The 25,990-nt window shown below is 71.9% G+C and carries 21 protein-coding genes and 2 pseudogenes; 4 read left to right on the top strand and 19 right to left on the bottom strand.

Features of this window, described 5'->3' with window-relative positions; all coding sequences use genetic code 11:
- Positions 1–119: 119 nt before the first annotated feature.
- Entirely contained in the window at positions 120–359 is a 240-nt protein-coding gene (locus V8690_RS07285; protein ID WP_338776623.1) for a hypothetical protein, read from the bottom strand.
- 195 nt (positions 360–554) lie between these two features.
- Between V8690_RS07285 and V8690_RS07290 the strand changes: the two genes are divergently transcribed.
- Positions 555–1,982, top strand: coding sequence for a protein kinase (locus V8690_RS07290; protein ID WP_338776624.1), 1,428 nt, complete (start codon positions 555–557; stop codon positions 1,980–1,982).
- Between the two features lie 68 nt (positions 1,983–2,050).
- On the opposite strand, the gene V8690_RS07295 is transcribed toward V8690_RS07290, so the two are convergent.
- From V8690_RS07295 to V8690_RS07340, 10 genes are all read right to left on the bottom strand, one after another.
- Positions 2,051–2,443: an NUDIX domain-containing protein gene (locus V8690_RS07295; protein WP_338776626.1), complete on the bottom strand. Its 393-nt coding sequence runs from the start codon at positions 2,441–2,443 to the stop codon at positions 2,051–2,053.
- Positions 2,444–2,452: 9 nt separating this feature from the next.
- Positions 2,453–3,271, bottom strand: coding sequence for an RNA methyltransferase (locus V8690_RS07300; protein WP_338776627.1), 819 nt, complete (start codon positions 3,269–3,271; stop codon positions 2,453–2,455).
- Positions 3,272–3,335: 64 nt separating this feature from the next.
- Positions 3,336–4,577, bottom strand: coding sequence for a uroporphyrinogen-III C-methyltransferase (gene cobA, locus V8690_RS07305; RefSeq protein WP_338776628.1), 1,242 nt, complete (start codon positions 4,575–4,577; stop codon positions 3,336–3,338).
- A 249-nt stretch (positions 4,578–4,826) separates the two neighbouring features.
- Positions 4,827–9,260, bottom strand: a complete 4,434-nt coding sequence (gene cobT, locus V8690_RS07310; protein WP_338776629.1) for a nicotinate-nucleotide--dimethylbenzimidazole phosphoribosyltransferase — start codon at positions 9,258–9,260, stop codon at positions 4,827–4,829.
- 366 nt (positions 9,261–9,626) lie between these two features.
- Entirely contained in the window at positions 9,627–10,847 is a 1,221-nt protein-coding gene (gene cbiE, locus V8690_RS07315; RefSeq protein WP_338776631.1) for a precorrin-6y C5,15-methyltransferase (decarboxylating) subunit CbiE, read from the bottom strand.
- Positions 10,848–11,040: 193 nt separating this feature from the next.
- On the bottom strand, positions 11,041–11,673 hold the full coding sequence (locus V8690_RS07320) for a GNAT family N-acetyltransferase (RefSeq protein WP_338776632.1): 633 nt from the start codon (positions 11,671–11,673) through the stop codon (positions 11,041–11,043).
- 140 nt (positions 11,674–11,813) lie between these two features.
- Positions 11,814–12,632 carry a MetQ/NlpA family ABC transporter substrate-binding protein gene (locus V8690_RS07325; protein WP_338776634.1) on the bottom strand — a complete coding sequence of 273 codons (819 nt, stop codon included), beginning with the start codon at positions 12,630–12,632 and terminating at the stop codon, positions 11,814–11,816.
- A 62-nt stretch (positions 12,633–12,694) separates the two neighbouring features.
- On the bottom strand, positions 12,695–13,402 hold the full coding sequence (locus tag V8690_RS07330; protein WP_338776635.1) for a methionine ABC transporter permease: 708 nt from the start codon (positions 13,400–13,402) through the stop codon (positions 12,695–12,697).
- A complete protein-coding gene (locus V8690_RS07335) occupies positions 13,399–14,433 on the bottom strand; it encodes an ATP-binding cassette domain-containing protein (protein ID WP_338776637.1) in 1,035 nt (344 codons plus the stop codon). Before V8690_RS07335 ends, V8690_RS07330 begins: the two co-directional genes overlap by 4 nt.
- Positions 14,434–14,809: 376 nt before the next feature.
- Positions 14,810–15,460, bottom strand: coding sequence for an HAD family hydrolase (locus V8690_RS07340; protein ID WP_338776638.1), 651 nt, complete (start codon positions 15,458–15,460; stop codon positions 14,810–14,812).
- Positions 15,461–15,529: 69 nt separating this feature from the next.
- On the opposite strand from V8690_RS07340, the gene V8690_RS07345 reads away from it, so the two are divergent.
- Together V8690_RS07345 and V8690_RS07350 are read left to right on the top strand one after the other, a co-directional pair.
- A complete protein-coding gene (locus tag V8690_RS07345; RefSeq protein ID WP_338776640.1) occupies positions 15,530–15,889 on the top strand; it encodes a hypothetical protein in 360 nt (119 codons plus the stop codon).
- Entirely contained in the window at positions 15,870–16,298 is a 429-nt protein-coding gene (locus V8690_RS07350; protein WP_338776642.1) for a hypothetical protein, read from the top strand. Before V8690_RS07345 ends, V8690_RS07350 begins: the two co-directional genes overlap by 20 nt.
- 94 nt (positions 16,299–16,392) lie before the next feature.
- Here V8690_RS07350 and V8690_RS07355 read toward each other — a convergent pair whose 3' ends face one another.
- The 3 genes and pseudogenes from V8690_RS07355 to V8690_RS07365 all read right to left on the bottom strand — a co-directional run bounded on the left by V8690_RS07355 (position 16,393) and on the right by V8690_RS07365 (position 18,712).
- On the bottom strand, positions 16,393–16,890 hold the full coding sequence (locus V8690_RS07355) for a GNAT family N-acetyltransferase (protein WP_338785272.1): 498 nt from the start codon (positions 16,888–16,890) through the stop codon (positions 16,393–16,395).
- Between the two features lie 57 nt (positions 16,891–16,947).
- The gene (locus V8690_RS07360; RefSeq protein WP_338776644.1) at positions 16,948–17,442 is read right to left on the bottom strand and encodes a sigma-70 family RNA polymerase sigma factor; all 495 of its coding nucleotides are present in this window, start codon (positions 17,440–17,442) and stop codon (positions 16,948–16,950) included.
- 102 nt (positions 17,443–17,544) lie between these two features.
- Positions 17,545–18,712, bottom strand: a pseudogene (locus V8690_RS07365) (glycerophosphodiester phosphodiesterase).
- A gap of 403 nt (positions 18,713–19,115) precedes the next feature.
- Here V8690_RS07365 and V8690_RS07370 point away from each other — a divergent pair.
- Complete coding sequence (locus V8690_RS07370) at positions 19,116–19,790, top strand: lysophospholipid acyltransferase family protein (RefSeq protein WP_338776646.1); 675 nt, start codon at positions 19,116–19,118, stop codon at positions 19,788–19,790.
- A 155-nt stretch (positions 19,791–19,945) separates the two neighbouring features.
- Here the strand turns inward: V8690_RS07370 and V8690_RS07375 are convergent, their stop codons facing one another.
- The 5 genes and pseudogenes from V8690_RS07375 to V8690_RS07395 all read right to left on the bottom strand — a co-directional run bounded on the left by V8690_RS07375 (position 19,946) and on the right by V8690_RS07395 (position 25,976).
- Positions 19,946–21,481 carry an MFS transporter gene (locus tag V8690_RS07375; protein ID WP_338776649.1) on the bottom strand — a complete coding sequence of 512 codons (1,536 nt, stop codon included), beginning with the start codon at positions 21,479–21,481 and terminating at the stop codon, positions 19,946–19,948.
- A complete protein-coding gene (locus tag V8690_RS07380) occupies positions 21,478–22,029 on the bottom strand; it encodes a helix-turn-helix domain-containing protein (protein ID WP_338776650.1) in 552 nt (183 codons plus the stop codon). The genes V8690_RS07375 and V8690_RS07380 overlap by 4 nt, the downstream gene beginning before the upstream one ends.
- A gap of 85 nt (positions 22,030–22,114) precedes the next feature.
- Positions 22,115–23,087 (bottom strand): annotated as a pseudogene (locus tag V8690_RS07385) (aldo/keto reductase).
- 169 nt (positions 23,088–23,256) lie between these two features.
- Positions 23,257–24,690, bottom strand: coding sequence for an argininosuccinate lyase (gene argH / locus V8690_RS07390; protein WP_338776652.1), 1,434 nt, complete (start codon positions 24,688–24,690; stop codon positions 23,257–23,259).
- Between the two features lie 68 nt (positions 24,691–24,758).
- Positions 24,759–25,976, bottom strand: a complete 1,218-nt coding sequence (locus V8690_RS07395; protein ID WP_338776653.1) for an argininosuccinate synthase — start codon at positions 25,974–25,976, stop codon at positions 24,759–24,761.
- Positions 25,977–25,990: the final 14 nt, after the last annotated feature.

Consider the following 25,990-nt stretch of genomic DNA (forward strand, 5'->3'; position numbering starts at 1 on the left):
CGTCATGCCCTCGTACCGATTGCCGGGCCTCCCCGAGGATGAGCTGTCACCTGCGATGTACTCCCCTGGGTGGAGACGAGGCCCCAGGTCTCAGGGTCTTCCCCGAAGGGACGCCCGGTTCAACCCGCCTTGTCCGGGCTTTCCTCTCGCGGAACCGGCTGTTCCACCAGGGCCAGCACCCGGTTCGCCATGAAGCGGGCCGTACGCACGACTGTCCCACTCCGGGTGACTTCGCTCACTTCCACGACACCTCGACGTACCGCCGTCTCCACCCTGCGGCCCGCCCTGCTCGCCACCACCTCATACGTGCGCGTCGTGTCACCGGCGTCCACGACTATCTCCACACGGTCACCCTTCACGGGCCCAATCCCCCTTCCGTGGCGAGCGGTTGGGTTCATCCCCCACGTGAACACGGCCTGTCCGCGCACCCCCTGACCACTCTTCAAGTCTCCCACCCACCACTGACAATCCGTCGCCCCGAGAGGGCGCGGCCTCTGCGCGCGGGCGGCTGTGGAAACGTAAGCTGTGGCTCGTCACAGGACCGGGCAGCGGGGATGAACATGGCGATGATGCGCCTGAGGCGCGAGGACCCGCGCGTCGTCGGCTCGTTCAGGCTTCACAGACGGCTCGGCGCGGGCGGGATGGGCGTGGTCTACCTGGGCTCCGACAAGAAGGGGCAGCGGGTCGCGCTCAAGGTCATCCGGCCTGACCTGGCGGAGGATCAGGAGTTCCGCTCGCGGTTCGCCCGTGAGGTCTCGGCGGCCAGACGGATTCGCGGCGGGTGCACGGCACGGCTCGTGGCCGCCGACCTCGACGCGGACCGGCCCTGGTTCGCCACACAGTACGTACCCGGCCCCTCCCTGCACGACAAGGTCGCCGCCGAGGGGCCGCTCGGCGCGGCCGATGTGGCGGCCATCGGCGCCGCCCTGTCGGAGGGCCTGGTCGCCGTGCACGAGGCCGGGGTCGTGCACCGGGACCTGAAGCCGTCCAACATCCTGCTGTCCCCGAAGGGGCCGCGGATCATCGACTTCGGCATCGCCTGGGCCACCGGCGCCTCGACGCTCACCCACGTCGGTACGGCGGTCGGCTCGCCGGGCTTCCTCGCACCCGAGCAGGTGCGCGGGGCCGCCGTCACGCCGGCCACGGACGTCTTCTCGCTCGGTGCCACGCTCGCGTACGCCTCGATGGGCGACTCGCCCTTCGGGCACGGCAGTTCCGAGGTGATGCTGTACCGCGTCGTGCACGAGGAACCGCAGCTGCACGGCGTACCCGACGCCTTGGCTCCGCTCGTCCGGGCGTGCTTGGCGAAGGACCCCGAGGAGCGGCCCAGCACGCTCCAACTGTCCATGCGGCTCAAGGAGATCGCGGCCCGGGAGGCGCAGGACCTCGCAGGCGTACGGCCGCCCGCGCCGCGCGGCGCCGAGACGGACCGGCCCACCGACACCTACCCCGAGCGCGGCCGGCGTCCGCAGGGACAGCAGGGTACGGGGGCCTCCGGGGCGCAGCGGGGCCGGGGGACTCCCCCGCCGCGGCGCTCCTCGGGGCTCGGGGACGGCGTTCCGTCGCCGGACGGTCCGGCCTCCCAGGGCGGAGGCGGCGCGCGGAGCGGAGCCCGGGCGACGGGCGGCGGGTACCGCGGCAGGACTCCGGTGCGCGGCCCCGGCGCCTCGCGCGGCGGCACCCCGTCGCGGTCCGGCTCACGGCCGACGCCCACCGGACGCAACGGGCCCCGGTCGGGCAGCGGCAGCCGCCCGGCCCCCCACAGCGGTACCGGGCGGCCGGCGTCCAGGAACACGGGGACCGGGCTGCGCCCCGCCAATCCCCGGCTGCTGCGGCAGCGGCTGTTCGTGTTCGTCGTGGTCACGCTGCTGGTGGCGGTCGGCATCGCCCTGGTGCAGGGCTGTCAGGGCTCGGCGCGGGGACTCGGCGGCGACGGAGACGGCGTTCGGCAGCAGCAGGTGCAGCGGGGCTACGAACCGTAGGGCTGCGAGCCGTAGGACTTCGAACCGTAGGACTTCGAACCAAGGGCTTCGCCGCCTTTGGTCCGCCGTCACAGCCCCGGCAGGATCCGCTCGAAGAACTCGCGGTCGCCGTCGAAGACCGGGTCCAGGGTCAGGAACTCCTCCGGTGTGACCCAGCGGGTCTCGGCGACCTCGTCCGGGTCGGGGACGACCTCACCCGTGTCCGCTCGGGCGGTCCACCAGTGGAGGCGGAAGCGGCGGTCGTCGGTCTCCGACTCCCACACCCTCGCCAGCGGCACGACGGTGAGGCCGACCTCCTCGCGGACCTCCCGGACGACCGCCTGCTCCTGGGTCTCGCCGGGCTCGACCTTGCCGCTGAGCGGCTGCCAGTAACCGGGGCGGGCCACGGCCGGACCACGCCGGATCGCGAGCAGTCGCTCACCCCGCAGGAGTACGGCGACAACGGCCTCGCGCTGTTCCACGTACGACCCCTAGGCCTGAGGGCGGCCGGTGGCCACGGCGTAGAAGGCCACGGCCGCCGCCGCGCCCACGTTGAGGGAGTCGACGCCGTGGGACATGGGGATGCGCACCCACTCGTCGGCGGCGACCAGGGCCTGGGTGGACAGGCCGTCGCCCTCGGCGCCGAGCATGAGGGCCACGCGGTCCATGGTGTGCGGGGCGGCCTCGTCGAGGGGCCGGGCCTTCTCGTCGGGGGTGAGGGCGAGCAGCGTGAAGCCGGCCTCGCGGACCGACTCCAGGCCCTTGGGCCAGGTGTCCAGACGGGCGTACGGCACGGAGAAGACCGCACCCATGGAGACCTTCACGCTGCGGCGGTAGAGGGGGTCCGCGCAGTCCGGGGAGAGCAGGACCGCGTCCATGCCGAGGGCGGCGGCGGAGCGGAAGATCGCGCCGATGTTGGTGTGGTCGTTGACCGACTCCAAGATCACGACGCGGCGGGCGGTCCGGAGCAGGTCGGCCGCCGTGGGCAGGGGCTTGCGCTGCATGGAGGCGAGCGCGCCGCGGTGCACGTGGTAGCCGGTGACCTGCTCGGCGAGCTCCGGGCTGACGGCGTAGACCGGGGCGGGGAGTTCGTCGATGACGTCGCGCATGACGTCGACCCACTTGGCCGAGAGCAGCATGGACCGCATCTCGTAGCCCGCTTCCTTGGCCCTTCGGATGACCTTCTCGCCCTCGGCGATGAAGAGGCCCTCGGCGGGTTCGCGCTTGCGGCGCAGTTCCACGTCGGTCAGGCCGGTGTAGTCGTGCAGGCGCGGGTCGTCGGGATCCTCGACGGTGATGAGATCGGCCACAGGGTGATACTGCCTTGTCCTGGGTGCGGTGCCAACGGCTCGGTACGGGTTCTGTTACCCGGGGTTACTCGCGGGGCGCGACGGCCGTCGGGCCGACCTTCACGACCTCGCCGATGACGATCACCGCCGGGGGCTTCACGGCCTCGGTCCGTACGGTCTCCCCGACCGTCGCCAGGGTCGCGTCGACGCGGCGCTGGCCGGCCGTCGTGCCTTCCTGGATCAGGGCGACGGGCGTGTCAGGGGCCTTGCCGTGGGCCACCAGCGTCTCGGCGATCTTGCCGATCTTGTCGACGCCCATGAGGATCACGAGCGTGCCGGTCAGCTTGGCGAGCGACGGCCAGTCGACCAGGGAGCGCTCGTCGTCGGGGGCCACGTGCCCGCTGACCACGGTGAACTCGTGGGCGACCCCGCGGTGGGTGACCGGGATGCCGGCCGCGCCCGGCACCGAGATGGAGCTGGAGATGCCGGGGACGACCGTGCAGGAGATGCCCGCCTCGGCGAGCGCCTGGAGCTCCTCCATGCCCCGGCCGAAGACGTACGGGTCGCCGCCCTTCAGCCGTACGACCGACTTGCCCTGCTTGGCGTGCTCGATGAGCGCGTTGTTGATGGCTTCCTGGGCCATGAAGCGGCCGTAGGGGATCTTCGCCGCGTCGATCACCTCGACGTGCGGCGGGAGTTCGGCGAGCAGGTCGCGCGGGCCGAGGCGGTCCGCGATGACCACGTCGGCCTCGGCGAGCAGGCGGCGGCCGCGCACGGTGATCAGGTCCGGGTCGCCGGGACCACCGCCGACCAGGGCGACTCCGGGCGTACGGGTGCGGTGGTGCGGGGCGACGAGCGTGCCGTCGCGCAGGCCCTCGACGACCGCGTCGCGGATGGCGGCGGTGTGGCGGGGGTCGCGGCCGCGGGCGTCCGTGGTCAGTACGGCGACCGTGACGCCCTCGCTGTGGCCGGTGGCCGGGGTCCAGGCCGTCGCCTCGTCGGCGTCGTCGGAGCGGACGCACCACACGCGGTGGCGTTCCGCCTCGGCGGAGGCCCTTGTGTTCGCTTCCGTGTCGCCGGTGGCGATGAGGGCGTACCAGGCGTTCGCGAGGTCGCCTTCCTCGTAGGAGCGCTGGTGCCAGGTGATCTCACCGGCGTCCGCCATGGCTTCGACGGAGGGGGTGACCTCGGGAGACACGAGGACGATGTCCGCGCCCGCCGCGATGAGGGCCGGGAGGCGGCGCTGGGCGACCTGGCCGCCGCCGAGGACGACCACGCGGCGGCCGGTGAGGCGGAGGCCTACGGGGTAGGCGGGGTGTTCGGCCATGAGGGTACGGCTCCTGTTGCGGCGGGGTTCGGATGCCCTGACGTGCGGATTTTAAGGTGCGAGTCGGCTTGGGGGCACAGGTGTCCGGTGGCTGGGCGTCATGGGCCGGCGCGGGTGGTGGGCGGTTGGGCCCACCCGTTCCGCCCTGGGGGTCCCCCCCAGGCCCTTGAGGCACTGGGGGAGGAACGACTGCCCACGACAACCGCGGCACGTCGCGAACGAGCCCGGCGCTGACCCGCCGCCCGGCACCTACTTCTCAGTCACTCCCGCCGAATCGAACGTCGCCACCTCGTGCATCGCTCTCGCCGTGCTCTGGACCAGGGGGAGCGCCAGGAGGGCGCCTGTCCCCTCGCCCAGGCGGAGGTCGAGGTCGACCAGGGGGCGCAGGCCGAGCTTGTTCAGGGCGGCCACGTGGCCGGGCTCGGCGCTGCGGTGGCCGGCGATGCAGGCCGCCAGGACCTCCGGGGCGATGGCGCGGGCCACCAGGGCGGCGGCACCGGCGCTGACGCCGTCCAGGATGACCGGCGTACGCAGGGAGGCGCCGCCGAGGAGGAGGCCGACGATGGCGGCGTGTTCGAAGCCGCCGATCGCGGCCAGCACGCCGACCGGGTCGGCCGGGTCCGGCTGGTGGAGTTCGAGGGCGCGGCGGACGACCTCGGTCTTGCGAGCGAGGGTCTCGTCGTTGATGCCGGTGCCCCGGCCCGTGACCTCGGCCGGGTCCGCTCCCGTGAAGACGGAGATCAGGGCGGCGGAGGCAGTCGTGTTCGCGATGCCCATCTCGCCGGTGAGGAGTGCCTTGTTGCCGGCCGCGACCAGGTCGCGGGCGGTCTCGATGCCGACCTCGATGGCCTGCTTGGCCTCCTCGCGGGTCATCGCCGGGCCGGTGGTCATGTCGGACGTGCCCGCCCGGACCTTGCGGGGAAGCAGACCCGGGGTGGCCGGGAGGTCGGCGGCGACGCCCACGTCGACGATGCAGACCTCGGCGCCCACCTGGGTGGCGAAGGCGTTGCAGACGGCGCCGCCGCCGAGGAAGTTGGCCACCATCTGGGCCGTGACCTCCTGCGGCCAGGGGGTGACCCCCTGCGCGTGCACGCCGTGGTCGCCGGCGAAGATCGCGACGGCGGCGGGCTCCGGGATGGGCGGCGGGCACTGCCGGGACAGGCCGGACAGCTGCGCGGAGATGATCTCCAGCATGCCCAGCGCACCGGCCGGCTTGGTCATACGCTTCTGGCGCTCCCACGCCTCGCCGAGCGCCTTGGCGTCGAGCGGGCGGATCTGCGCGACGGTCTCGGCGAGCAGGTCGTGCGGTTCCTCTCCGGGCAGGGCGCGGCGGCCGTACGTCTCCTCGTGCACGACCCAGGACAGCGGGCGGCGCTTGGACCAGCCCGCCTGGAGCAGTTCGGGCTCGTCCGGGAACTCGTCGACGTAACCGACGCACAGGTAGGCGATGACCTCGAGGTGCTCGGGCAGACCGAGGGCGCGGACCATCTCGCGCTCGTCGAAGAAGCTGACCCAGCCGACGCCGAGGCCTTCGGCGCGGGCGGCGAGCCAGAGGTTCTCCACGGCCAGGGCGGCCGAGTACGGCGCCATCTGGGGCTGGGTGTGACGGCCGAGGGTGTGGCGGCCGCCGCGGGTGGGGTCGGCGGTGACGACGATGTTCACCGGCGTGTCGAGGATGGCCTCGATCTTCAGTTCCTTGAACTGCTTCGCCCGGCCCTTGGGGAGGGACTTCGCGTACGCGTCGCGCTGGCGCATGGCCAGTTCGTGCATCGCGCGCCGGGTGTCGGCGGAGCGGATGACGACGAAGTCCCAGGGCTGCGAGTGACCGACGGAGGGCGCGTGGTGGGCGGCCTCCAGGACGCGGAGCAGCACCTCGTGCGGGATGGGGTCGCTGCGGAACCCGTTGCGGATGTCGCGGCGTTCGCGCATGACCTTCAGCACGGCCTCGCGCTCGGCGGGGGCGTAGCCGGGGGCGGCGGGGCCGGTGGACTGTCGTGCTTCTGCCACTGCGGCCGCGCTCTCTGCTTCGTGGCGTTGCTGGTCCGCCAGGTCTTCCTGTTCGGCGGCCCGGGTGTCCAGGTCGTCGGCGTTCTGTGCGAGTTCGGCTTCGCCTTCGCGGGGTGCGGGGACGATGACCATGGGTTCCGCCTCGGGCTGGGCCGGCTGGGGGACGGCGGCCTGGGACTGCTGCGGGCCCTGGACATGCTGTCCGGCCTGCTCGTCCGGGGCCGGGCCGGGGAGTACGACGGTGACGTCCTCGGCGGGTGCCGGGGTGGTTTCCGGGGGCTGCGGGGTTTGGGGGGCTTCCGGTGCCGCGGGGGTGGGGGTGGCCTCAGCCGGCTCGGGCGTGGCGGCTGCCGGCTCGGGTGCCGGTGGCGCCGCCTCGGCGGTGGCGTCGGGCGCGGCTGCTTCGGGGGCCTGGGCCGCTCCCGCCGCCTCGGCCGTCGCGTCGGGGGCCGCCTGGGCAGGGGCAGGAGGAGCAGAGGCGGTGGCCTCGGCTCCGGAGTCGGGTGTGGCCGTCTCGGTGGGCTGAGGAGGCGCCGTTGCGGCAGGGGGCGGAGTCGGTGCGGTGGTCTCCGGAGCGTCGGCGGGCGCGCCGGGGGCGGGTGCGTCGGCGGGCGCGGGTGCGTCAGCAGACGCAGGTGCGTCAGCAGCCACGGGAGCCTCGGCAGCCGGGGCGCCGGCTTCCGGGGCGACCGTCTCGGAGGCCGGGGCCGGCGCTCCGGACGTGGGTGCCTCGGCAGGTGCGGGAGCCTCGGCAACCGGGGCGACCGTCTCGGAGGCCGAGGCGGGCGCTCCGGAGGTGGGTGCGTCGGCAGGCGCAGGGGCGTCGGCAAGCGCAGGGGCGTCGGCAAGCGCAGGGGCGTCGGCAAGCGCAGGGGCGTCGGCAAGCGCGGGAGCCTCGGCAAGCGCGGGAGCCTCGGCAACCGGGGCGACCGTCTCGGAGGCCGGGGCGGGCGTGGCAGCGGCGGGCGCTTCGGGGGCGGCAGCCGCGGTCTGCGGTGCCGTCATCTGGGGTTCCTGCGCTGTCGCCTCGGCGTCAGTTGCCTCAGGGGCCTGGGCGATCGGCTCGGGAGCGTGCGCTGGCGCGGCGGTCTCGTCGCCCATGGCCTCCGGCTCCTGCGCGACGGCCTCGGTCGCGGGCGCGGCCGGTGCGCCAGCCTCGGGGACAACCTCCGCTGCCGGCGCCTGTGCGGCAGCGTCGGGGGCCACCGCGTCCGCCACTTGGGCATCGGCGGGTTCCGCTACGTCCGCCTCAGGCGGAGCGGTGACAGCCTGCTCGGGCGCGGTGGCGGCAGCCTCCGGCAACGGGGCCGCCTCGGGCACCGGCGTGGCCTCCGGGACAGGAGCGGGTGCCACGTCCTGCTGTGCAGCAGCCACGGCGGCCTGCTCACCGCCGTCGGCGGATTCGCCCGCGGCACCCGGCCCGGGCACCTCGGGAGAACCATCGGCACGTGCCGGGTCACCGTCCTGACCAGACCCGTCCGCGACAGGCCCCGGCGCCTCCCCCGGAACCGGCTCCGAAGCGAACACGGCCCCGGCCTCGGCGGCTGCCACCTGGCCGGTGGCCGGTGCGACGCCCGCGCCGGCGGGGTCACTCTCAGCTCCCACGCCCTGCGCGGAAGCGCCCTGCCCCGGCTCGGCGGTTGCCTCCTGGTCAGGGGCGGGGCCGACGCCCACGCCGGCCGGGCCGCCCTCGACCCCCACGTCCTGCGCGGGCTCGGCGGCAGTCACCTGCTCCCCGGCAGGGTCGACGTCCATCCCAGCAGGGGCACCGGAAACCGCCGCGCCCTGCACGGACTCGGCCGCTGCCACCGGCTCGCCATCCGGGCCGACGCCCACACCAGCCGGCTCACCGGCAACCCCGGGCTCGGCGACGGCCACCTGCTCGCCGACGCCCACTCCAGCGGGGTCACCGGCAACCCCCGCGCCCTGCTCGGGCACAACCTGCTCCGGCTCGCCGGCAGCCCCCTGGTCACCGGCGGGCTCGCCCGGCGCCGCCGCGCCCTGCGCGGGCTGCTCGGCGTAGGCGGCCTGCTCGGACCCGGCCGGGGCCATCGGTGCCGCATGGCCCGGCTGCGGGGCGACGCGGGTCGCGACGGCCTGGGCCGTGCCCGCCTGCTCTGCTGACGGAACAACCGTTTCCGCAGGCGCCGCCCCGGCACTCACCTGGGTCTGGGGCTGGACCTGCGCGCCCCAGGGCGCGGCCGCCGGCGCGGGCGCCTCCGGGGCGCGCGGGACGTCGAGGTACTCGGGCCCGGGCGCCGACGCCGCGGGCTGTCGTGCCGGCGCTTCCGCGGGACCGCGGTCGGCGAGCGAGCGGACCGGGCTGGCGGAGCTGTCGGGAAGGGGCGGGCCGAGGTGCAGCGGACGGCGCGGGGTGATGGGCGGGATCGGCGGCGGGTCGGGCAGGCGGACGCCGCCGAGGTCGACCGAGCCGCTGTCACGGCCGGAGAGCTCGTGCGGGCCCGGCTGGTGCACGGCCTCGACGACCGGCTCCGGCGCGGGCGGGGCGACCTCGTTGCCCCAGGCGCCGTGGGAGCCCGGCAACAGCAGGTCTTCGTCCTCGGCGGTGTTCTCGGAGAGGTAGGCGTACGCACCGTGCGCGGGGGCGCCCGGCTGTTCCACCATGCCTGCGTTCTCCGGCAGTCCCTCGCCCGGGACCTGGCCGGTGTCGGTCATGCGTACCCCTCGCCCATCGGTTAGTGCTCCTACGACCAGCTCATCCGGAACGGCGCACCGACCGCCCCGCAGTGAAGAACGAGCGTGCGTCCCCAGCGGCACGAACGGCCCGCCCGTAAAAGGCGACAAAGCCACTCACTGGCATTGTTGCGGCCGAACCACCGTCACGGCACGTTGATCCGCGACGGTTCCGCTGTGGACTGCGCCACGTTGCGCGTCCTCCGGTACTGCCGTACCACACTCACCCCAAAACGGGCGGCTTTCCGGACATTGACCGACGATCTGCCGGACGTCCGCGTGCGGTGCAGCGATCGGCCAGCCTACCGCGCGCAGTACGACAACCCGATCACGGGGACGGCGGCGGAATCAGGCGCCGCGCCGGGGCAGCACGCCGCTGAGCAGGAACGCGACGCTCCGTTCCTTCTCCGTCCAGGCCCGTGTGTCGAGTTCGACGGACTGGAGCAGGGCGCACTCGACGCCGTATCCGTGCTCCGTCAGGTCCCGGCCGATGAGTTCGGCGGCGTCCCGGGTGGCGGCGTGCGTGACGATGCGCTGCGCTCGGCGGTCGACGACGGCCGAGACGACGGCCGCTCCCCCGCCGCCGACGCGGACGACGTCGGGTTCGGGGAGGTTCTCCAGGACGTGCGGGGCGGTGCCGTGCACGATCTGGAGCTGGACGCCGAGCCGGCGGGCGGCCGCGTCGGTGCGGGCGCAGGCGGCCCGGTCGCTGTCGACGGCGATGACGGCGGCGCCGGCGCGCGCGGCCTCGATGGCGAAGGCGCCGCTGCCGCAGCCGATGTCCCACACGAGGTCGCCGATACGCGGTCCGAGGCGGGCGAGTTGGGAGGCGCGCAGCAGCTGGGTCTCGCCCTCGCCGAGGTCGCCGCCGTACGCCTCGGCGGGCAGGGACCAGCCGCGTGGCCCGACGGACGGGTCGCGGCCGGCGATCCAGCCGCCGGTCTCCCCCACGGTGCCGGGCCCGGTCGGGCCGCCGAGGACGATGACGACGTTGGGGTCGCGCCAGGTGTGGTCGGCGGCCTTGTCGGAGGTGACGACGCTGACCCGCTCGCGCTGGGTGCCGAGTTCCTCGCAGATGACGAAGGAGCGGTGGACTCCTTCGAGGAGCAGGCCGAGTTCGGCGGGGCCGGCGCCGGGTGAGGTGAGGACCGCCACCTTGGTGTGGGCGCGGCATACGTTCACCGCGCGGCGCAGGGTGCGGCGGTGTGCGACGACCACCTGTGCATCGTCCCAGGGCATGCCGGCGCGGGCGAAGGCGGCGGCGACCGAGGAGACGGCGGGGACGACTTCGACCTCGAGTCCGAACTCGGGGGCGCGCAGGGTGCGTACGACGCCGAAGAAGCCGGGGTCGCCATCGGCGAGCACGACGGCCGTGCCGCGGTGGCCGGCGATGCGGCGGGCGGCGAGGGCGACGCTGCCGAGGCGGATGCGCTCGGCGCCGGCGGGTACCTCGGGGAGCGACAGGTGGTGGGCGGCACCCGCCACGAGCGTGGCGGCACCCAGGGCGGCGCGTGCCGCGGCGGTCAGCGGCGAACCGTCCCAGCCGATCACCGTGACCCGGTCGGCCATCGTCGTCAGTCTCCAGGAGTTTTCGCAGGTCGTCTGTGTGTCGTGTGATGAGCGGCCCGCAGGCGGGCTCCGTGAGAGTACCCGGTGAAGCCGGCGGAGGGGGCGGCGGTGCCGTCCCGCGCGGTGCCCGTTCGGTCAGTTCAAGGCGCCGAACTCAGTTCACGTCACCGAACTCAGTTGTACGTCGCGGAAGTCAGTTCCACTCGCCGAAGGACGTGAAGCCGCCGGGAATCTGGTCGCCCACGCCTTCGAGGTCCTCGGGGAGCAGGCTCCAGACGATCAGGTCGGTGCGCACCTCGGTCCACTCACCGTCGTCCGTCCGTGCCCGGGCTATCCAGGCGCCGCGCAGCACTCCCTCGCTGATGCAGCCGATCTTCTGGGCCACCTGCTGGGAGGCGGTGTTGTCGGCCGGGGTGCGCAGTTCGAGGCGCTCGAACTTCTGGTCGTTGAAGAGCCACTGGGCGGTGATGAGCGCCGCCTCGGAGGCGTAGCCCTCGCCGCGGGCCCAGGGAGCGATGACGTAGGAGATCTCGCTGGAGCGGACCCGCCAGTCGGTGTTCCGGAGGTGGACGATGCCGACGAGGCGCTGGGTGAGGAACTCGGTGACGGCGAAGACGATGCCGCGCCCCTCGGCCCGTTCGGCGGGGGCCTGTTCGGTGATCCAGGAGCGGGCGTGGGCCTCGGTGTAGGGCTGCGGGACGCTGGTCCAGGCGGTGACGAGCTCGTCGTTCATCATGTCGGCGAACGAGGGGATGTCCGGCTCCTCGAAGGGGCGCAGGACCAACCGCTCCGTGCTGATGGAGACGTTGGGAAAGGTGCTCGTCATGCGCCGCTCCGTTACCTTCGGTGAACCTTCAGGGCCTGCTGAACTGCCCAGCATGCAGCATGAAAGCACTGAACCGCACCACGGGGCCCTCCCCCACCCGGTGAGGGAGGACCCGTGCGGGGCGGGTGCCCGGCCCGGCCTCAGAAGGAGGCGAGCACGGAGCCGGCGTACTTGTCCTGGATGAACTTCTTCACCTCGGGCGAGGTGAGGAGCTTGGCGAGCTTCTTCACGCGCGGGTCGTCCTCCTGGCCCTTCTTCACGGCGAGGAAGTTGCCGTACGGGTTGCTCTTCGGGGACTCCAGGACGAGGGCGTCCCTCGACGGCTTGAGGTCGGACTCGATGGCGTAGTTGCCGTTGACGACGGCGGCGTCCACGTCGTTGAGGGAGCGCGGCGTCTGGGCCGCCTCCAGCTCCTTGAACTTGAGGTTCTTGGGGTTCTTGGTGATGTCGGAGGGGGTCGCCTCGTTACCGACGCCCGCCTTGAGGGTGATGAGCCCGTTCGCGGCGAGGAGCTTGAGGGCGCGGGCCTCGTTGACGGTGTCGTTGGGGATGGCGACGGTCGCACCGCTCTTCAGGCCGCCGGCCTTCTTGACCTTGTGGGAGTAGAGGCCGAGCGGCTCCAGGTGGACCGTGACGACGGGCACGATGTCGGTGCCGTTCTTCTTGTTGAAGTCGTCGAGATACGGCTTGTTCTGGAAGTAGTTGGCGCCGACGGAGCCGTCCTGCGTCGCCGTGTTCGGCGTGACGTAGTCGGTGAACTCCTTGACCTGGAGGTCCAGGCCCTCCTTCTTCGCCAGGTTGTCCTTGACGTAGGTGAGGATCTCGGCGTGCGGGACCGGGCTGGCGGCGACGATCAGGGGTCCGTCGGAGCCGGAGTTGCCCGCGCCGCAAGCGCTGAGCCCGAGGGTGAGGGCTCCGGCGGCGAGGACGGCGGTGGTGATCTTGACGGTGTTACGCACGAAAAGTGCCTTTCCTTATGGCCTTGCGGGTGGTGCTACCCCGTTGCGGGTGGACGGGGAGTTCAGGAGGCGGCTTTGAGCAGCCGCAGTTTCGGGACGGGGCCCGAGTGGGCGCCTCGGCGGTGCAGGGAGCGGGCCGCGTAGTCGCCGGCGAACTGGATGAGCGAGATGACGACGGCGAGGATCGCGACGGTGATCCACATCAGCCCGGTCTCGAAGCGCTGGTAGCCGTAGCGGATGGCGATGTCGCCCAGCCCGCCGGCACCGACGGTGCCCGCCATGGCCGAGTAGCCGATGAGGGCGACGACCGTGGTGGTGGTGCTGGAGATCAGCGACGGCAGGGACTCGGGGACGAGCACCTTGCGCACGACGGTCCAGGTGTTGCCGCCCATGGCCTGCACTGCCTCGACGAGCCCGTGGTCCACTTCGCGGACGGCCGTCTCGACCAGGCGCGCGAAGAACGGGATGGCGCCGACGGCGAGCGGCACGATGGCGGCCTCGCGGCCGATGGTCGTGCCGGTGATCCAGCGGGTGAAGGTCATCAGCGCGACCATCAGGATGATGAACGGCAGCGAGCGGGCGATGTTCACGATCTGCCCGATGACCTTGTTGGCGACGACATTCTGAAGGAGCCCGCCGCGGCCGGTCAGGACCAGCAGGATCCCGAGCGGCAGTCCGCCGACGACGGCGATGAGGGCAGACCAGCCGACCATGTAGAGCGTGTCCCAACACGCCTGCTCCAGCAGGGGCTGCATCTCCGACCAGGTCACTTCGCACCTTCCTTCACCAGCACGGACTCGCGGCCCGGGACGTCGATCTGGAGGCCCTTTTCCCGCAGGAAGCCGATCGGCACGACGTTGTCCTCGTAGCGGCCGGGCAGTTCGATGCGCATCCGGCCGACCTGGAGGCCGCCGACGGTGTCGATGGCCGCGCCGAGGATCGATATGTCGATGTTGTAGGTGCGGGAGAGCTGCGAGATGACGGGCTGGGTCGCGCTCTCGCCCTGGAAGGTGACGTCGACGACGGTGCGGTCCTCGCCGGAGGCCTCGCCGTCGAGCGGGAACAGCGCGGCGGCCAGTTCCGAACCCGGCGTGGCCAGAAGCTCGCTGACGGTGCCCGACTCGACGATGCGGCCGTTCTCCATGAGCGCGGCCGAGTCGCAGACCGACTTCACGACGTCCATCTCGTGGGTGATGAGCAGGACGGTCAGGCCGAGCTGCCGGTTCAAATCGCGCAGCAGCGCCAGGATCGACCGGGTGGTCTCCGGATCGAGGGCACTGGTGGCCTCGTCGGACAGCAGCACCTTGGGGTCGCCGGCGAGAGCGCGGGCGATGCCGACGCGCTGCTTCTGACCGCCGGAGAGCTGTGCGGGGTAGGCGCCCGCCTTGTCGGAGAGGCCGACCAGTTCGAGCAGCTCCAGCGCCTTGCGGGAGCGTTCCCCGCCCGACTTGCCGAGGATCTCCAGCGGCAGTTCGACGTTGTCCTGGACGGTCCGGGAGGACAGCAGGTTGAAGTGCTGGAAGACCATGCCGATCCGGCTGCGCGCCCGCCGCAGTTCCTTTCCGGCGCGCGGGCCGCGGCCGGCCAGGGCGGTGAGGTCCTGTCCGGCGACCGTAACGGTGCCGGAGGTGGGGCGTTCCAGGAGGTTGACGCAGCGGATGAGCGAGGACTTGCCGGCGCCGGACTGGCCGATGACGCCGTACACCTCGCCTTCGCGGACGTGCAGGTCGACGCCGTCCAGGGCGGTGACCTCGCGGCCGCGCGAACGGTAGACCTTGGTCAGGTCCGTTGTGGTGATCACGTGGGTTTCCGTCACTGTCGAGTGCGCGGGCGTGGGTGTGCCCGGGCACGGATGCATTCGTTCAGGGACGCGACACGGTTCTCGCTGAGGGCGTGGAACCGGGGAGAACATGTGCGCGGGCGGCTTGGCGTCACGCATCGCTCAGGGCGTGCGGACATGCCGCGGTCTCGCTTCGGGGCGCGAGCTCAGGGGTGGTGCGGGGGCCCTCTAGAAGGCGCACATTCGACACATACAACGAGCACCGGGCGTCATGGTCGCCTCGGTCGCGGGGATGCGGTCGCTCGTCGTGGTCATGCCGTCAGTAAAACACGCGTACGGTCCCGACCGGCCGCCGCTGTCCGGATGCTGGACAGCGGTGGACAGGGCCGGGGGTTCATCAGCCGCGGAGGGAGATCTCCACGCCCTCCTCGGTGACCAGTGCGGACAGGGCCGACAGGTTCTCGACGACCAGGTCGGCCCGGAGCTCGTGGGCCTGGTGCGTTGTGGTCAACGCCACGGTGGTCATGCCGGCGGCGCGGCCGGCCGTCAGGCCCGCGGGGGCGTCCTCGAAGACGACGCAGCGAGCCGGGTCGACGCCGAGGGTGCGGGCGGCGAGCAGATAGGGCTCGGGGTCGGGCTTGCCGCGACTGACGTCGTCGGCGGCGACGAGCGTCTTGGGCAGGATGCCGACGGCGTCGAGCCGGGCCTCGGCCAGCCGCCGGGTGGCGGAGGTGACCACGGCCCAGCGCTCGGCGGGCAGCGCGTCGAGGAAGGCGCGGGTCCCCGGCAGCAGGTGCACCCCGCCGTTGGGTACGTCCTCCACCTCCAGGTCCTCGATCCGCGCGACGGCCTCCGGCACCAGGTCGGCGGGCAGCAGGTCGGCGGCTATCTCGGCGGCCGGCCGGCCGTGCAGTTCGACCCGGGCGAACTCCTCGGCCGTGATTCCGTACTCCGTGGCCCACCGCGTCCAGCAGCGGTCCACCGAGGCGAGGGAGGAGACCAGGGTCCCGTCGTTGTCGAACAGCAGGGCGTGCGCGTGGATCTTCATGCCCTCGACCCTACGGTGCAGGCCAGGGCCGGAAGCATCGGGCCTTTTCGGCCGTAATAAGGTCGCAGCATGCTTGATGTCCTGACGCTGGTGACCGGCGTCGCCGCGCTGCTGCTCGCCGCCTGGTGCGGATGGGCCGCCTACCGTGACCAGCCGACGAAGGACTGGCACTTCATCGGGATGGCCGTGGTCACGCTGCTGGCGCTGGCCCAGCTGGTGGCCGGGATCGTGCTGCTGGCGCGGGGCGAGAAGCCGGAGCAGGGCACCACGATCTTCGTGGCGTATCTCCTGGGGGCGTTCGCGTGTATCCCGGCGGCGGGGTTCATGTCGCTTGCGGAGCGCACCCGGTGGGGTTCGGTGACGGTCGCCGCCGGCGGTGTGGTGCTGGCCGTGCTGGAGGTGCGGCTCTATGACATCTGGGGAGGCTGAGGTCAGCCGGCGGCGGCTGACCAGTGGGCCGGGCACGCTGCTGGTGTGGCTGTACGGCGTGATGGTCGTGGGCGCGGTGTCGCGGTCGGCCTTCCAGATCGCGACCGAGTTCGACCGGGCGCCGCTCGCGTACACGCTGTCGGCCGTCGCGGGTGTGGTCTACGGGTTCATCACGTACTCGTTGGTGCGGGGCGGGGAGACGGCGCGTAAGGCCGCGCTGGCGTGCTGTGTCGCCGAGTTGGTGGGTGTGCTGACGGTGGGGACGTGGACGTTGATCGAGCCGTCGGCGTTTCCTGACGCGACCGTGTGGTCGGACTTCGGGATGGGCTACGTCTTCATTCCCGTGCTCCTGCCGCTGTCCGCCATCTACTGGCTGCGGAAGGGTGCGCCTCGGAAGGATGCCGCCTGAGGTTCGCCAGGCGGCCGCGGGCCGTGTGCGGTTGGTCGCGCCCACGCGGCGGAGCCGCAAATCGATACAGCCCCGCACCCCTGAAGGGCGAAGATCAAGCCGTCGCTGCGTAAGTACCGGCCGGCTTCTCCAGGATGACCATAGGGATGCCGTCCGGGCCCTGGGACGTGCCCACCGTTTCGTAGCCCACCTTGCGGTAGAGGCGGAGGTTGCCCTCGCTGCGGTGGCCGGTGTGGAGGCGGAAGCGGGTGGCGCCGTGCTGGTCGGCGAGGGCCGATTCAGCCGCTCGGAGAAGGCGGGCGCCGATGCCGTGTCCCTGGAGGCGGGGGTGGACGCAGAGCTTGCCGATCGCGGCGGCACCGTCCTCGGTGACCGATCCGCGGACCGAGCCGACGACCTCGTCGCCGAGCCGGGCCACGAAGACGCAGTCGCGGGCGACCTCCTCGCGGACCGAGTCGAGGGTTTGGACGAGCGGGTCGATGCGGTAGTTGCCGTACAGCGCCGCCTCCGGCTGGAAGCACAGGTACTGCAGCCTGAAGATCTGCTCCGCGTCCTGCTCGGTCGCCGCAGAGATGGTCACGCTCATGCCCATGTGCGCACGCCTCCCGCTCATCTGATCACCTGTCGTTCCTCACTCCTATCCCCGTCCTCAGCGGGCCGCAACCTCCGCTGCGAGCAATCTGCGCAGACATCCCAGACATCTGGAACGTTCCGGGCCAAGACTCCCCTGTGAGATACCCAACTCCCCTGCGATTTCCCGGTATGTCAGGTCCTCGGGAGAGAGCAGGGCCTCCATCAGCCGGGGGCAGCGACCCGGGAGGCGGCGTACGGCCGCGCGCAGGGCACGGCCGCGGGCCGCGGTCAGGGCGAGCTGTTCGGGGCCGCGGTCACCGTCGTCGACCGGTTCGACGGCGTACGGCCGCTCGAGGCGGCTCGTACGGCGGGTGCGGCGCGCTTCCGAGCGGATGGCGCGGCGGAGCCATTCCTGCGGGTCGAGCGGCGGGCCCTCGGCGTCGAGGCGCTCCAGCAGGCGGAGCCAGACCGCCTGTTCCAGGTCGCCCGGCTCGGCTCCGGCGGCAGGTGCCTCCGCGGAGGCCTCGGCGCTGAGGAGCGGGCGCAGGGCGGTGACCAGGTCGTGCGTCATATGCGGAGCGACGCGGCCACCCGGGCGGCGGGTTGCCCGGGCGGCCGAAGCTCACTCGACCGGGGGGTGTGAGTTCACATGTTGACGCTCGGTTGTCGGCACTCAGCTGTTGAGGAAGTCCTCGCGGGCCAGCAGGCCCGTGTCGGGCTGGTCGGTGAAGACGCCGTCGATTCCGGCCGCGAAGTAGGCCTTGTACGCGCCGAAGACGTCACCGTAGGCGTCCGCGTCCGTGCCCTTGCGGAAGTTCGCGGGCAGGAAGGGGTTTTCGTTGCGCAGCGTCCAGGGGTGCAGGATCAGACCCACCTTGTGCGCGTCCTGGACGAGTGTCGTCGGCTGCGTGAGGTTGCCCTTGGCGTCGCGCGGGATGATCAGGTCGAGGGTCGGGCCGATGCCCTGCGCGTAGGAGGCGATCTCCCGCAGGCCTGGCCTTGACCAGGTCGGCGACCGTGCGCGGGTCGCCCGTCTCGACGAAGTCCCAGGGGCGGCTGTCCGCCGAGGACAGCAGGACGACCAGGGGGTTGTCGACGAGCTTGTTGAGGCGCTCGATGCTGGTCGGCTCGAAGGACTGGAGGATGACCGGGGAGGTGCGCCGGTCCTTGCGGTACGCGCGCAGCAGCTTGGCGACCCGCTCCTCCAGGGGGAGGTTCTGCCTGCGGAAGTAGGTGGGGTGCTTGAGCTCGGGGTAGATCCACACCTGCTTGCCGCGCCTGCGGGTCTGCTCGTCCTGCCACTTCAGGACCTCTTCGAAGGTGGGGATCTCCCAGCGGCCGTTGTAGAGGGTGTTGCGCGGGCGGTTGGCCGGGATGCGCTCGATCGCCCGCAGGGTCTTCAGCTCGGCGAGCGTGAAGTCCTCGGTGAACCAGCCGGTGGTGGAGACGCCGTCGAGGAGCTTGGTCTTCTTGCGGTCGGCGAACTCGGGGTGGTCGGCGACGTCCGTGGTGCCGCCGATCTCCGGCTCGTGACGGCAGACGAGGTGACCGTCCTTCGTCGGCACCAGGTCGCCCGCCTCGACGATGTCGGCGCCCATGTCGAGGGCCAGCTGGTACGAGCCGAAGGTGTGCTCCGGGCGGTAGCCGCTGGCGCCGCGGTGACCGACGATCGTCGGCTTGGGCAGGCTCTTCAGCCCGCCATACCCGCCCTGCCGGGCGCTTTCGGCTCTCGCCGTGCCGGTCACGCCGAGGACCGCTCCCCCGGCGCCGAGGACCGCCGCGCCGAGCAGGGCCCGCCGTCCGGTTCCGCTCGCTTCCTCGTTCGGCCTCTGCGTTCCCATGAGCGCCCTCCCTGCCGTCGGCTCGTCAGTGCGGGCCGATCGTACGGGCGCGTAGATGACGAGTGGGAGACGACGGGCGGAACACGTGGGTGACGACGGATGTCGTAGTGGCTGGTGGGGGCGGGGAACTGACGGCTCGTCGGCGGCTCGTCGAGTTCGTGGCGTCCCGGCGATTCGGTGCGGCGGTTCTGGGAACGCGTCCGATACGCCCGGGGAGCGACGTCCGTCACACATGGCGGCCGGGTTACGTACCGTCCGTGACGCGTCACCGCAGGTAAACACGCGTCGACGGTGCGTAAGACCTCGGTTAAGTCGCCGTGCCCGATGTGCGCGACCCCCGCGGCCGCGAGTATCGTCCTCACCTGCACAGACTCATACCGCATCCCTTGACACGGAGGGCCCGTTGTCCCGCTTCGCGCTCATCAAGGCAGTGCTCGGCCCGATCATGCGCCTGATGTTCCGCCCTCGGGTGGAAGGTGCGGAGCACATTCCCGGCGACGGTCCGGTCATCCTGGCCGGCAACCACCTGACCTTCATCGACTCGATGGTCCTTCCGCTGGTCTGCGACCGTCAGGTCTTCTTCATCGGCAAGGACGAGTACGTCACCGGGAAGGGCTTCAAGGGCCGGCTGATGGCCTGGTTCTTCACCGGCGTCGGCATGATCCCCGTGGACCGTGACGGTGGCCGGGGCGGGGTCGCCGCGCTGATGACCGGGCGCCGGGTGCTGGAGGAGGGCAAGGTCTTCGGCATCTACCCGGAGGGCACGCGGTCGCCCGACGGGCGGCTGTACCGGGGGCGTACCGGGATCGCCCGGCTCACGCTGATGACGGGGGCGCCGGTGGTGCCGTTCGCGATGATCGGTACGGACAGGATCCAGCCGGGCGGGGCGGGGCTGCCGCGACCGGGGAAGGTCACGGTCCGGTTCGGTGAGGCGATGGAGTTCTCCCGGTACGAGGGGATGGACCGGGACCGTTATGTGCTGCGGGCTGTGACGGACTCCGTGATGAGTGAGGTCATGCGGTTGTCCGGGCAGGAGTACGTGGACATGTACGCGAGCAAGGCGAAGGAAGCCGCGTAACTTGCGGGTGTGGGTGCGGTGCGGTTACGGGTGCGCGGGGGCTTGTCGCGCAGTACCCCGCTCCCCAAGAGAAGGCCGCTCCCCTGAAGGGGCGTTGTCCGGCGGAAAGGCGGTGCGGTGAAGGGTTGGGCCCCTCACCGCACCTCCGCGCGGGACTACGCGTGTTCCGCCCCGCCGTTCTCCAGCCGCTGCCCCCGCAGCAGGAACCAGGCCGCCACCGCCGCCGCCAGCAGGACCGCCGCGCCGGCGCCCGCCGCGAGCGCGAGGCCGTCGACGAAGGACGTGCGGGCCGCGTCCAGCATCACCGCGGACGTGTGGGCGGGCATGCCCGCGGCCGCCTCGACCGCGCCGCCCAGGGACTCATGGGCCGCGGCCGGTGTGCCCGCCGGGCCGGTGAAGTCGCGGTAGACGCCGGTCACGATGGAGCCGAGCACGGCGATGCCGAGGGCCGCGCCGAGTTCGTACGCCGTCTCGGACACGGCGGACGCGGAACCCGCCTGCTCCTTGGGCACGCTGGAGAGGATCACGTCGGCGGTCACGGTGAACGAGAAGCCGGCTCCGACGCCGACCACCAGCAGCGCGGCCCCGAGCAGCGGGTAGCCGGTGGACTGGCCGATCACCGTGAGCGCGGCCAGGGCGAGGCCGATCGCCGCGAGCCCCCCGGAGACGACGGCCCGCACCGAGAAGCGCCGGGCCGCACGCCCCGCGACCAGACCGGCCGCCACCGCGCCGATCGCGGCGGGCAGTTCCGCCAGGCCTGCCTCGAACGGGCGTCTGCCCTGGACGAGTTGCAGGTACTGGGACAGGAAGAACACCAGCCCGGACAGACCGAGGATGGTCATCAGGTCGGCCAGCACCGCCCCGCTGAAGCCGCGGTTGCGGAACAGCCGCATGTCCAGCAGCGGAGCCGGAAGCGTGAACTGACGGCGCACGAACCCGTAGAGCGCGGCCACGCCCAGCAGGCCCGCGGCCAAGGTGCCCCACGCGAAGCCGTACGTGGCGGCCTCCTTGATCGCGTACACGACACAGACCACGCCGACCAGCGACAGCACGACACTGACCAGGTCCCAGGGACCGGGATTCGCGGTCCGCGACTCGGGCAGCAGCTTGATGCCGACGAGGACCAGGACCGCCATCACGGGCAGGTTGATCAGGAAGACCGAGCCCCACCAGAAGTGCTCCAGCAGGAACCCGCCGACGATCGGCCCGACGGCCGTACCGGCGGAGGCGGTGGCACCCCAGATGCCGACGGCGAGACTGCGTTCGCGCGGATCGTGGAAGAGGTTGCGGATCAGGGCGAGCGTGGCCGGCATCAGGGTCGCGCCGGCGACACCGAGCAGCGTCCGCGCCGCGATCAGCGCCTCCGGCGTCGTCGCGTAGGCGTTGAACACGGATATCGCGCCGAACGCCGTGGCACCGACCAGCAGGATCCGCTTGCGGCCGATGCGGTCGCCGAGGCTGCCCATGGAGACGAGCAGCCCGGCGATGACGAAGGAGTAGACGTCGCCGATCCACAACAGCTGCGTGCCGGAAGGCTTCAGGTCCTCGCTGATGTAGGGGGTCGCGAGACCGAGGACGGTGGCGTCGACGGCCACCAGCAGCACGGCGAGCACGAGGACGCCGAGCGCGAGCCAGCGGCCCGGGCGCTTCACCGCCTCGGCCGTCTGCGCCGGCTGCAACGTGCTGGTCATGATTCCTCTCTCCGTAGTGCGCCGCCGAGCAGCAGCTCGACGATCATGTGCTGGAAGTCCCTGGGGGCGCCCTTGCCGCTCTGCACCATCCAGGCGCCGGAGGCCAGCAGGCCGTAGAGCGCCTCGGTGAGCCAGGCCGGCGTGAGGTCGATGCGGAACTCGCCGCCGAGCTGGCCGCGCCGGAACAGGGCGGAGATCCGCTCGTCGATCAGGGTCCAGCCCGCGTTCTGCTCCTCGCCCTCGAACAGCTGGTTCTCGGTGTAGAGGAACCCGAGCAGTCCGGCGGCGGGCTCGATGGCCCCGACCAGCCGGCGTACGGCCTCGCTCGCCGTGCCCTCGTCGAGCCGGGCGGCGTCCAGCGCGGCCTCGCACTCCGCGATGCCCAGCGACTCCAGCGCCCGGACGAGGGCGTCCCGCCCGGCGAAGTGGCGGTGCAGCGTGGCGCGGCTGATGCCGGCGGCCTTCGCGACCTCGTCCATGGTCGCGGTGGATTTGCGGGTCAGCAGGGCCGCAGCGGTGCGCAGCACGTGGTCAGGATCGACAGCCATGAGACGACCATACCTCACATGAGACACGAATGTCTCACGCTGAGCATGCGTGGATCCCGGCTGCCGGGTCACGGAGAGGTGGTGATCAGTGCCAGGGCAGCTGCCCGCGCCGCTCCCAGTACGCCTGCGGTTCCTCGACCACCGCGGCGAGGCGGGTCAGCTGCTCGTCGTCGAGGTCGACGACCGCCGCGTGCAGGTTGGAGGAGAGCTGGTTGGCGGTGGCCGCGCCGGAGAGGACGACGCCGGCCCAGGGCTGCCGCAGGATCACCGCCAGGGCGACGGCGTCGCAGCCCAGCCCGCTCTCCTCGGCGATCTCCTTCAGGACGTCCGGCGCGTTCGGCCCGGCGAGCCGGCCGTTGGCCATGCCCTCCTTGACGATCACGGTGAGCCCGGCGTCGTGTGCCTCGGCGAGGGCGGGCGCGGCGGAGGTCTCCAGCGCGTTGTACGTCGACTGGACGGTACGGAAGAGGGGTTCGCCGTCGACCGTCACGGCGAGGGCGGCGCGGATCGCGTCCGCCTGCGCGGGACCGCTGGTGGAGAAGCCGATGGTGAGTCCCTGGGCGGCGGCTTCCGCGAGCTTGGCGTGCAGCTCCTTGTCGGTGAGGGCCGGGCTGTCCGGGGTCACCGAGTGGATCTGGTAGAGGTCGAGCCGGTCGCCGAGCAGGGCGTCGGTCTCGGCGCGCTGCCGTTCGTAGGTGGCGAGGCTGTGGTCCTTGACCTCGTGCGTCTCGGCGTCCGCGGACCAGTCGGCGGTGTAGGTGTAGCCCCACTTGCTGCCTACGACGATGTCATCGAGGCCGGGTTTTGTGTTCAGCCAGTCGGCGAGGAACTCTTCCGAGCGGCCGTAGGAGCGGGCGGCGTCGAAGTAGCGGACGCCTTGGGCGTAGGCGGCGTCGAGGAGTTCATGTGTGCGCTCGCGTAGAGCGTCGACCGTGCGCTCGGCCGGGCAGGTCCTGATCACGACCGAGATTGATGTAACCGGGGCGTCCGACGGCGGCGAGTCCCAGACCGATGTGGCAGGTGGGGGTTGTTGCTGTGGCCAGGCGGGCGAAGGGCATCGGGGGCTCCGTTCGGTCGGCTGTTGACGACCAACGTAACCCGCGATGACCTTCGCCTCAGGGCTCGGCCCTCAGGGTGTTCTGGCGAATGCGGGTTGCGTGTGGTGCTCGCGCCCACGCGGCGGAGCCGCAAATCGACACAGCCCCGCGCCCCTTGAGCCCGTCCCCCTCAGCCCTTCTTCTTGGCCAGAGCCCACTCGTGCTGGGCCGCCACGTCCGCCTTCACCTCTGCCAGCTGGATCGCCACCGCGCTCGGGGCCGTGCCGCCCCTGCCGTTGCGGGAGGCCAAGGCGCCGGGGACGTTGAGGACCGTGCGGACCTCGGGAGTCAGGTGGGTGGAGATCTTCGCGAACTGCTCGTCCGTCAGTTCTTCCAGCTCCTTGCCCTCGGCCTCGGCGGCCTTCACGCACTCGCCGGCCACCTCGTGGGCGACGCGGAACGGTACGCCCTGCTTGACCAGCCACTCGGCGATGTCCGTGGCGAGGGAGAAGCCGGCGGGGGCCAGTTCCTCCATGCGTTCGCGGTGGACCGTGAGCGTGGCCATCATGCCGGTGAAGGCCGGCAGCAGGATCTCCAGCTGGTCGATGGAGTCGAAGACCGGCTCCTTGTCCTCCTGGAGGTCACGGTTGTACGCGAGCGGGAGGGCCTTGAGCGTGGCCAGCAGGCCCGTCAGGTTGCCGATCAGGCGGCCGGACTTGCCGCGCGCCAGCTCGGCGATGTCCGGGTTCTTCTTCTGCGGCATGATCGACGAGCCCGTCGAGAACGCGTCGTGCAGGGTCACGAAGGAGAACTCCTTCGTGTTCCAGAGGATGACCTCCTCGGCGATCCGGGAGAGGTTGACGCCGATCATCGCCGTGATGAACGCGAACTCGGCGACGAAGTCCCGGGAAGCCGTGCCGTCGATGGAGTTGCCGGCACTGCCGTGCTCGAAGCCGAGGTCCTTCGCGACCGCCTCGGGGTCCAGGCCCAGCGAGGAGCCCGCCAGGGCCCCCGAACCGTAGGGCGACACCGCCGTGCGGGCGTCCCACTGGCGCAGCCGCTCCGCGTCCCGGGACAGCGCCTGGACGTGGGCGAGGACGTGGTGGGCGAAGAGGACCGGCTGGGCGTGCTGGAGGTGCGTGCGGCCGGGCATCGCCACGTCCGGGTGAGCCTCGGCCAGGCCGATCAGCGCGTGCTGGAGCTCGGCGATCAGGCCGCCGATGACACGGGCGTGGTCGCGCAGGTACATGCGGAAGAGGGTCGCGACCTGGTCGTTGCGGGAGCGGCCCGCGCGGAGCTTGCCGCCGAGGTCGGGGCCGAGCCGCTCCAGCAGGCCGCGCTCCAGGGCGGTGTGCACGTCCTCGTCGGCGATGGCGCCCACGAAGGAGCCGTCGGCGACGTCCGCCTCCAGCTGGTCGAGCCCGGCGATCATCCGGGTCAGCTCGTCCTCGGTGAGCAGGCCCGCCTTGTGCAGCACGCGCGCGTGCGCACGCGAACCGGCGATGTCGTACGGCGCGAGCCGCCAGTCGAAGTGGACGGACGCGGACAGCTTGGCCAGGGCCTCGGCGGGACCGTCGGCGAAACGGCCGCCCCAGAGCCGTACGTCACCGCTGTTGCTGCTCACTTGCGTTGCTCCTAGAGAGGTATGGATGTGACGCAGACCTTTATATGCCCACGCCCGGTTCCGTCGTGCTACGTCCGGTTCCCGTCGGGCCGCGTTCGCAGGTGACGCTGCGCCGCGATCTTCGACGACAGGCTGTAGATGTCGATGAAGCCCTTGGCCGCGGACTGGTCGAAGGTGTCGCCCGTGTCGTACGTGGCGAGGTCGAAGTCGTAGAGCGACTGCTCGGAGCGCCGGCCGGTGACGACCGCGCGGCCGCCGTGCAGGGTCATGCGGATGTCGCCGGTGACATGCCGGTTGGCCTCGTCGACGAAGCCGTCCAGGGCGCGCTTGAGCGGGGAGAACCACAGGCCGTCGTAGACCAGCTCGCTCCAGCGCTGCTCGACGCCCCGCTTGTAGCGGGCGAGTTCGCGCTCGACGGTGACGTTCTCCAGCTCCTGGTGGGCGGTGATCAGGGCGATGGCGCCGGGGGCCTCGTAGACCTCACGGGACTTGATGCCGACGAGGCGGTCCTCGACCATGTCGATCCGGCCGATGCCCTGGGCCCCGGCGCGCTCGTTGAGCTGCTGGATGGCCTGGAGGACGGTGACGGGCCTGCCGTCGACGGCGACCGGGGCGCCCTCCTCGAAGGAGATGACCACCTCGTCGGGTTCGCGCGGGGTGGCCGGGTTCTGCGTGTACGCGTAGATGTCCTCGGTCGGCGCGTTCCAGATGTCCTCGAGGAAGCCGGTCTCGACGGCGCGACCGAAGACGTTCTGGTCGATGGAGTACGGCGACTTCTTGGTGGTCGCGATCGGCAGGCCCTTGTCCTCGCAGAAGGCGATGGCCTTGTCGCGGGTCATGGCGTAGTCGCGGGCCGGGGCGATGCACGTCAGGTCGGGGGCGAGGGCGGCGATGCCGGCCTCGAAGCGGACCTGGTCGTTGCCCTTGCCGGTGCAGCCGTGGGCGACGGTGGTGGCACCGTGCCTCCGGGCGGCGGCGACGAGGTGCTTGACGATCACCGGCCGGGACAGGGCGGAGACCAGCGGGTAGCGGTCCATGTAGAGGGCGTTGGCCTTGATCGCCGGGAGGCAGTACTCCTCGGCGTACTCGTCCTTGGCGTCGGCCACTGCGGCCTCCACCGCGCCGCACGCCAGGGCGCGCTTGCGGATGACGTCCAGGTCCTCGCCGCCCTGGCCGACGTCCACCGCGACCGCGATGACCTCGGCGCCCGTCTCCTCGGCGATCCAGCCGATGGCGACGGAGGTGTCAAGACCGCCGGAGTAGGCGAGTACGACGCGCTCGGTCACGGGTTCTTCCCCTC

The sequence above is a fragment of the Streptomyces sp. DG1A-41 genome (genome assembly GCF_037055355.1).
Lineage (GTDB): Bacteria > Actinomycetota > Actinomycetes > Streptomycetales > Streptomycetaceae > Streptomyces.

Coding starts and splice junctions, on each gene's coding strand:
- V8690_RS07350 (WP_338776642.1), top strand. CDS start 15,870: ATGACATCTGGGGAGGCTGAGGTCAGCCGGCGGCGGCTGACCAGTGGG.
- V8690_RS07360 (WP_338776644.1), bottom strand. CDS start 17,442: ATGACGCACGACCTGGTCACCGCCCTGCGCCCGCTCCTCAGCGCCGAG.
- V8690_RS07340 (WP_338776638.1), bottom strand. CDS start 15,460: ATGAAGATCCACGCGCACGCCCTGCTGTTCGACAACGACGGGACCCTG.
- V8690_RS07320 (WP_338776632.1), bottom strand. CDS start 11,673: ATGACGAGCACCTTTCCCAACGTCTCCATCAGCACGGAGCGGTTGGTC.
- V8690_RS07290 (WP_338776624.1), top strand. CDS start 555: ATGAACATGGCGATGATGCGCCTGAGGCGCGAGGACCCGCGCGTCGTC.
- cobA (WP_338776628.1), bottom strand. CDS start 4,577: ATGGCCGAACACCCCGCCTACCCCGTAGGCCTCCGCCTCACCGGCCGC.
- V8690_RS07355 (WP_338785272.1), bottom strand. CDS start 16,890: ATGGGCATGAGCGTGACCATCTCTGCGGCGACCGAGCAGGACGCGGAG.
- V8690_RS07345 (WP_338776640.1), top strand. CDS start 15,530: ATGCTTGATGTCCTGACGCTGGTGACCGGCGTCGCCGCGCTGCTGCTC.
- V8690_RS07380 (WP_338776650.1), bottom strand. CDS start 22,029: ATGGCTGTCGATCCTGACCACGTGCTGCGCACCGCTGCGGCCCTGCTG.
- cobT (WP_338776629.1), bottom strand. CDS start 9,260: ATGACCGACACCGGCCAGGTCCCGGGCGAGGGACTGCCGGAGAACGCA.
- cbiE (WP_338776631.1), bottom strand. CDS start 10,847: ATGGCCGACCGGGTCACGGTGATCGGCTGGGACGGTTCGCCGCTGACC.
- V8690_RS07375 (WP_338776649.1), bottom strand. CDS start 21,481: ATGACCAGCACGTTGCAGCCGGCGCAGACGGCCGAGGCGGTGAAGCGC.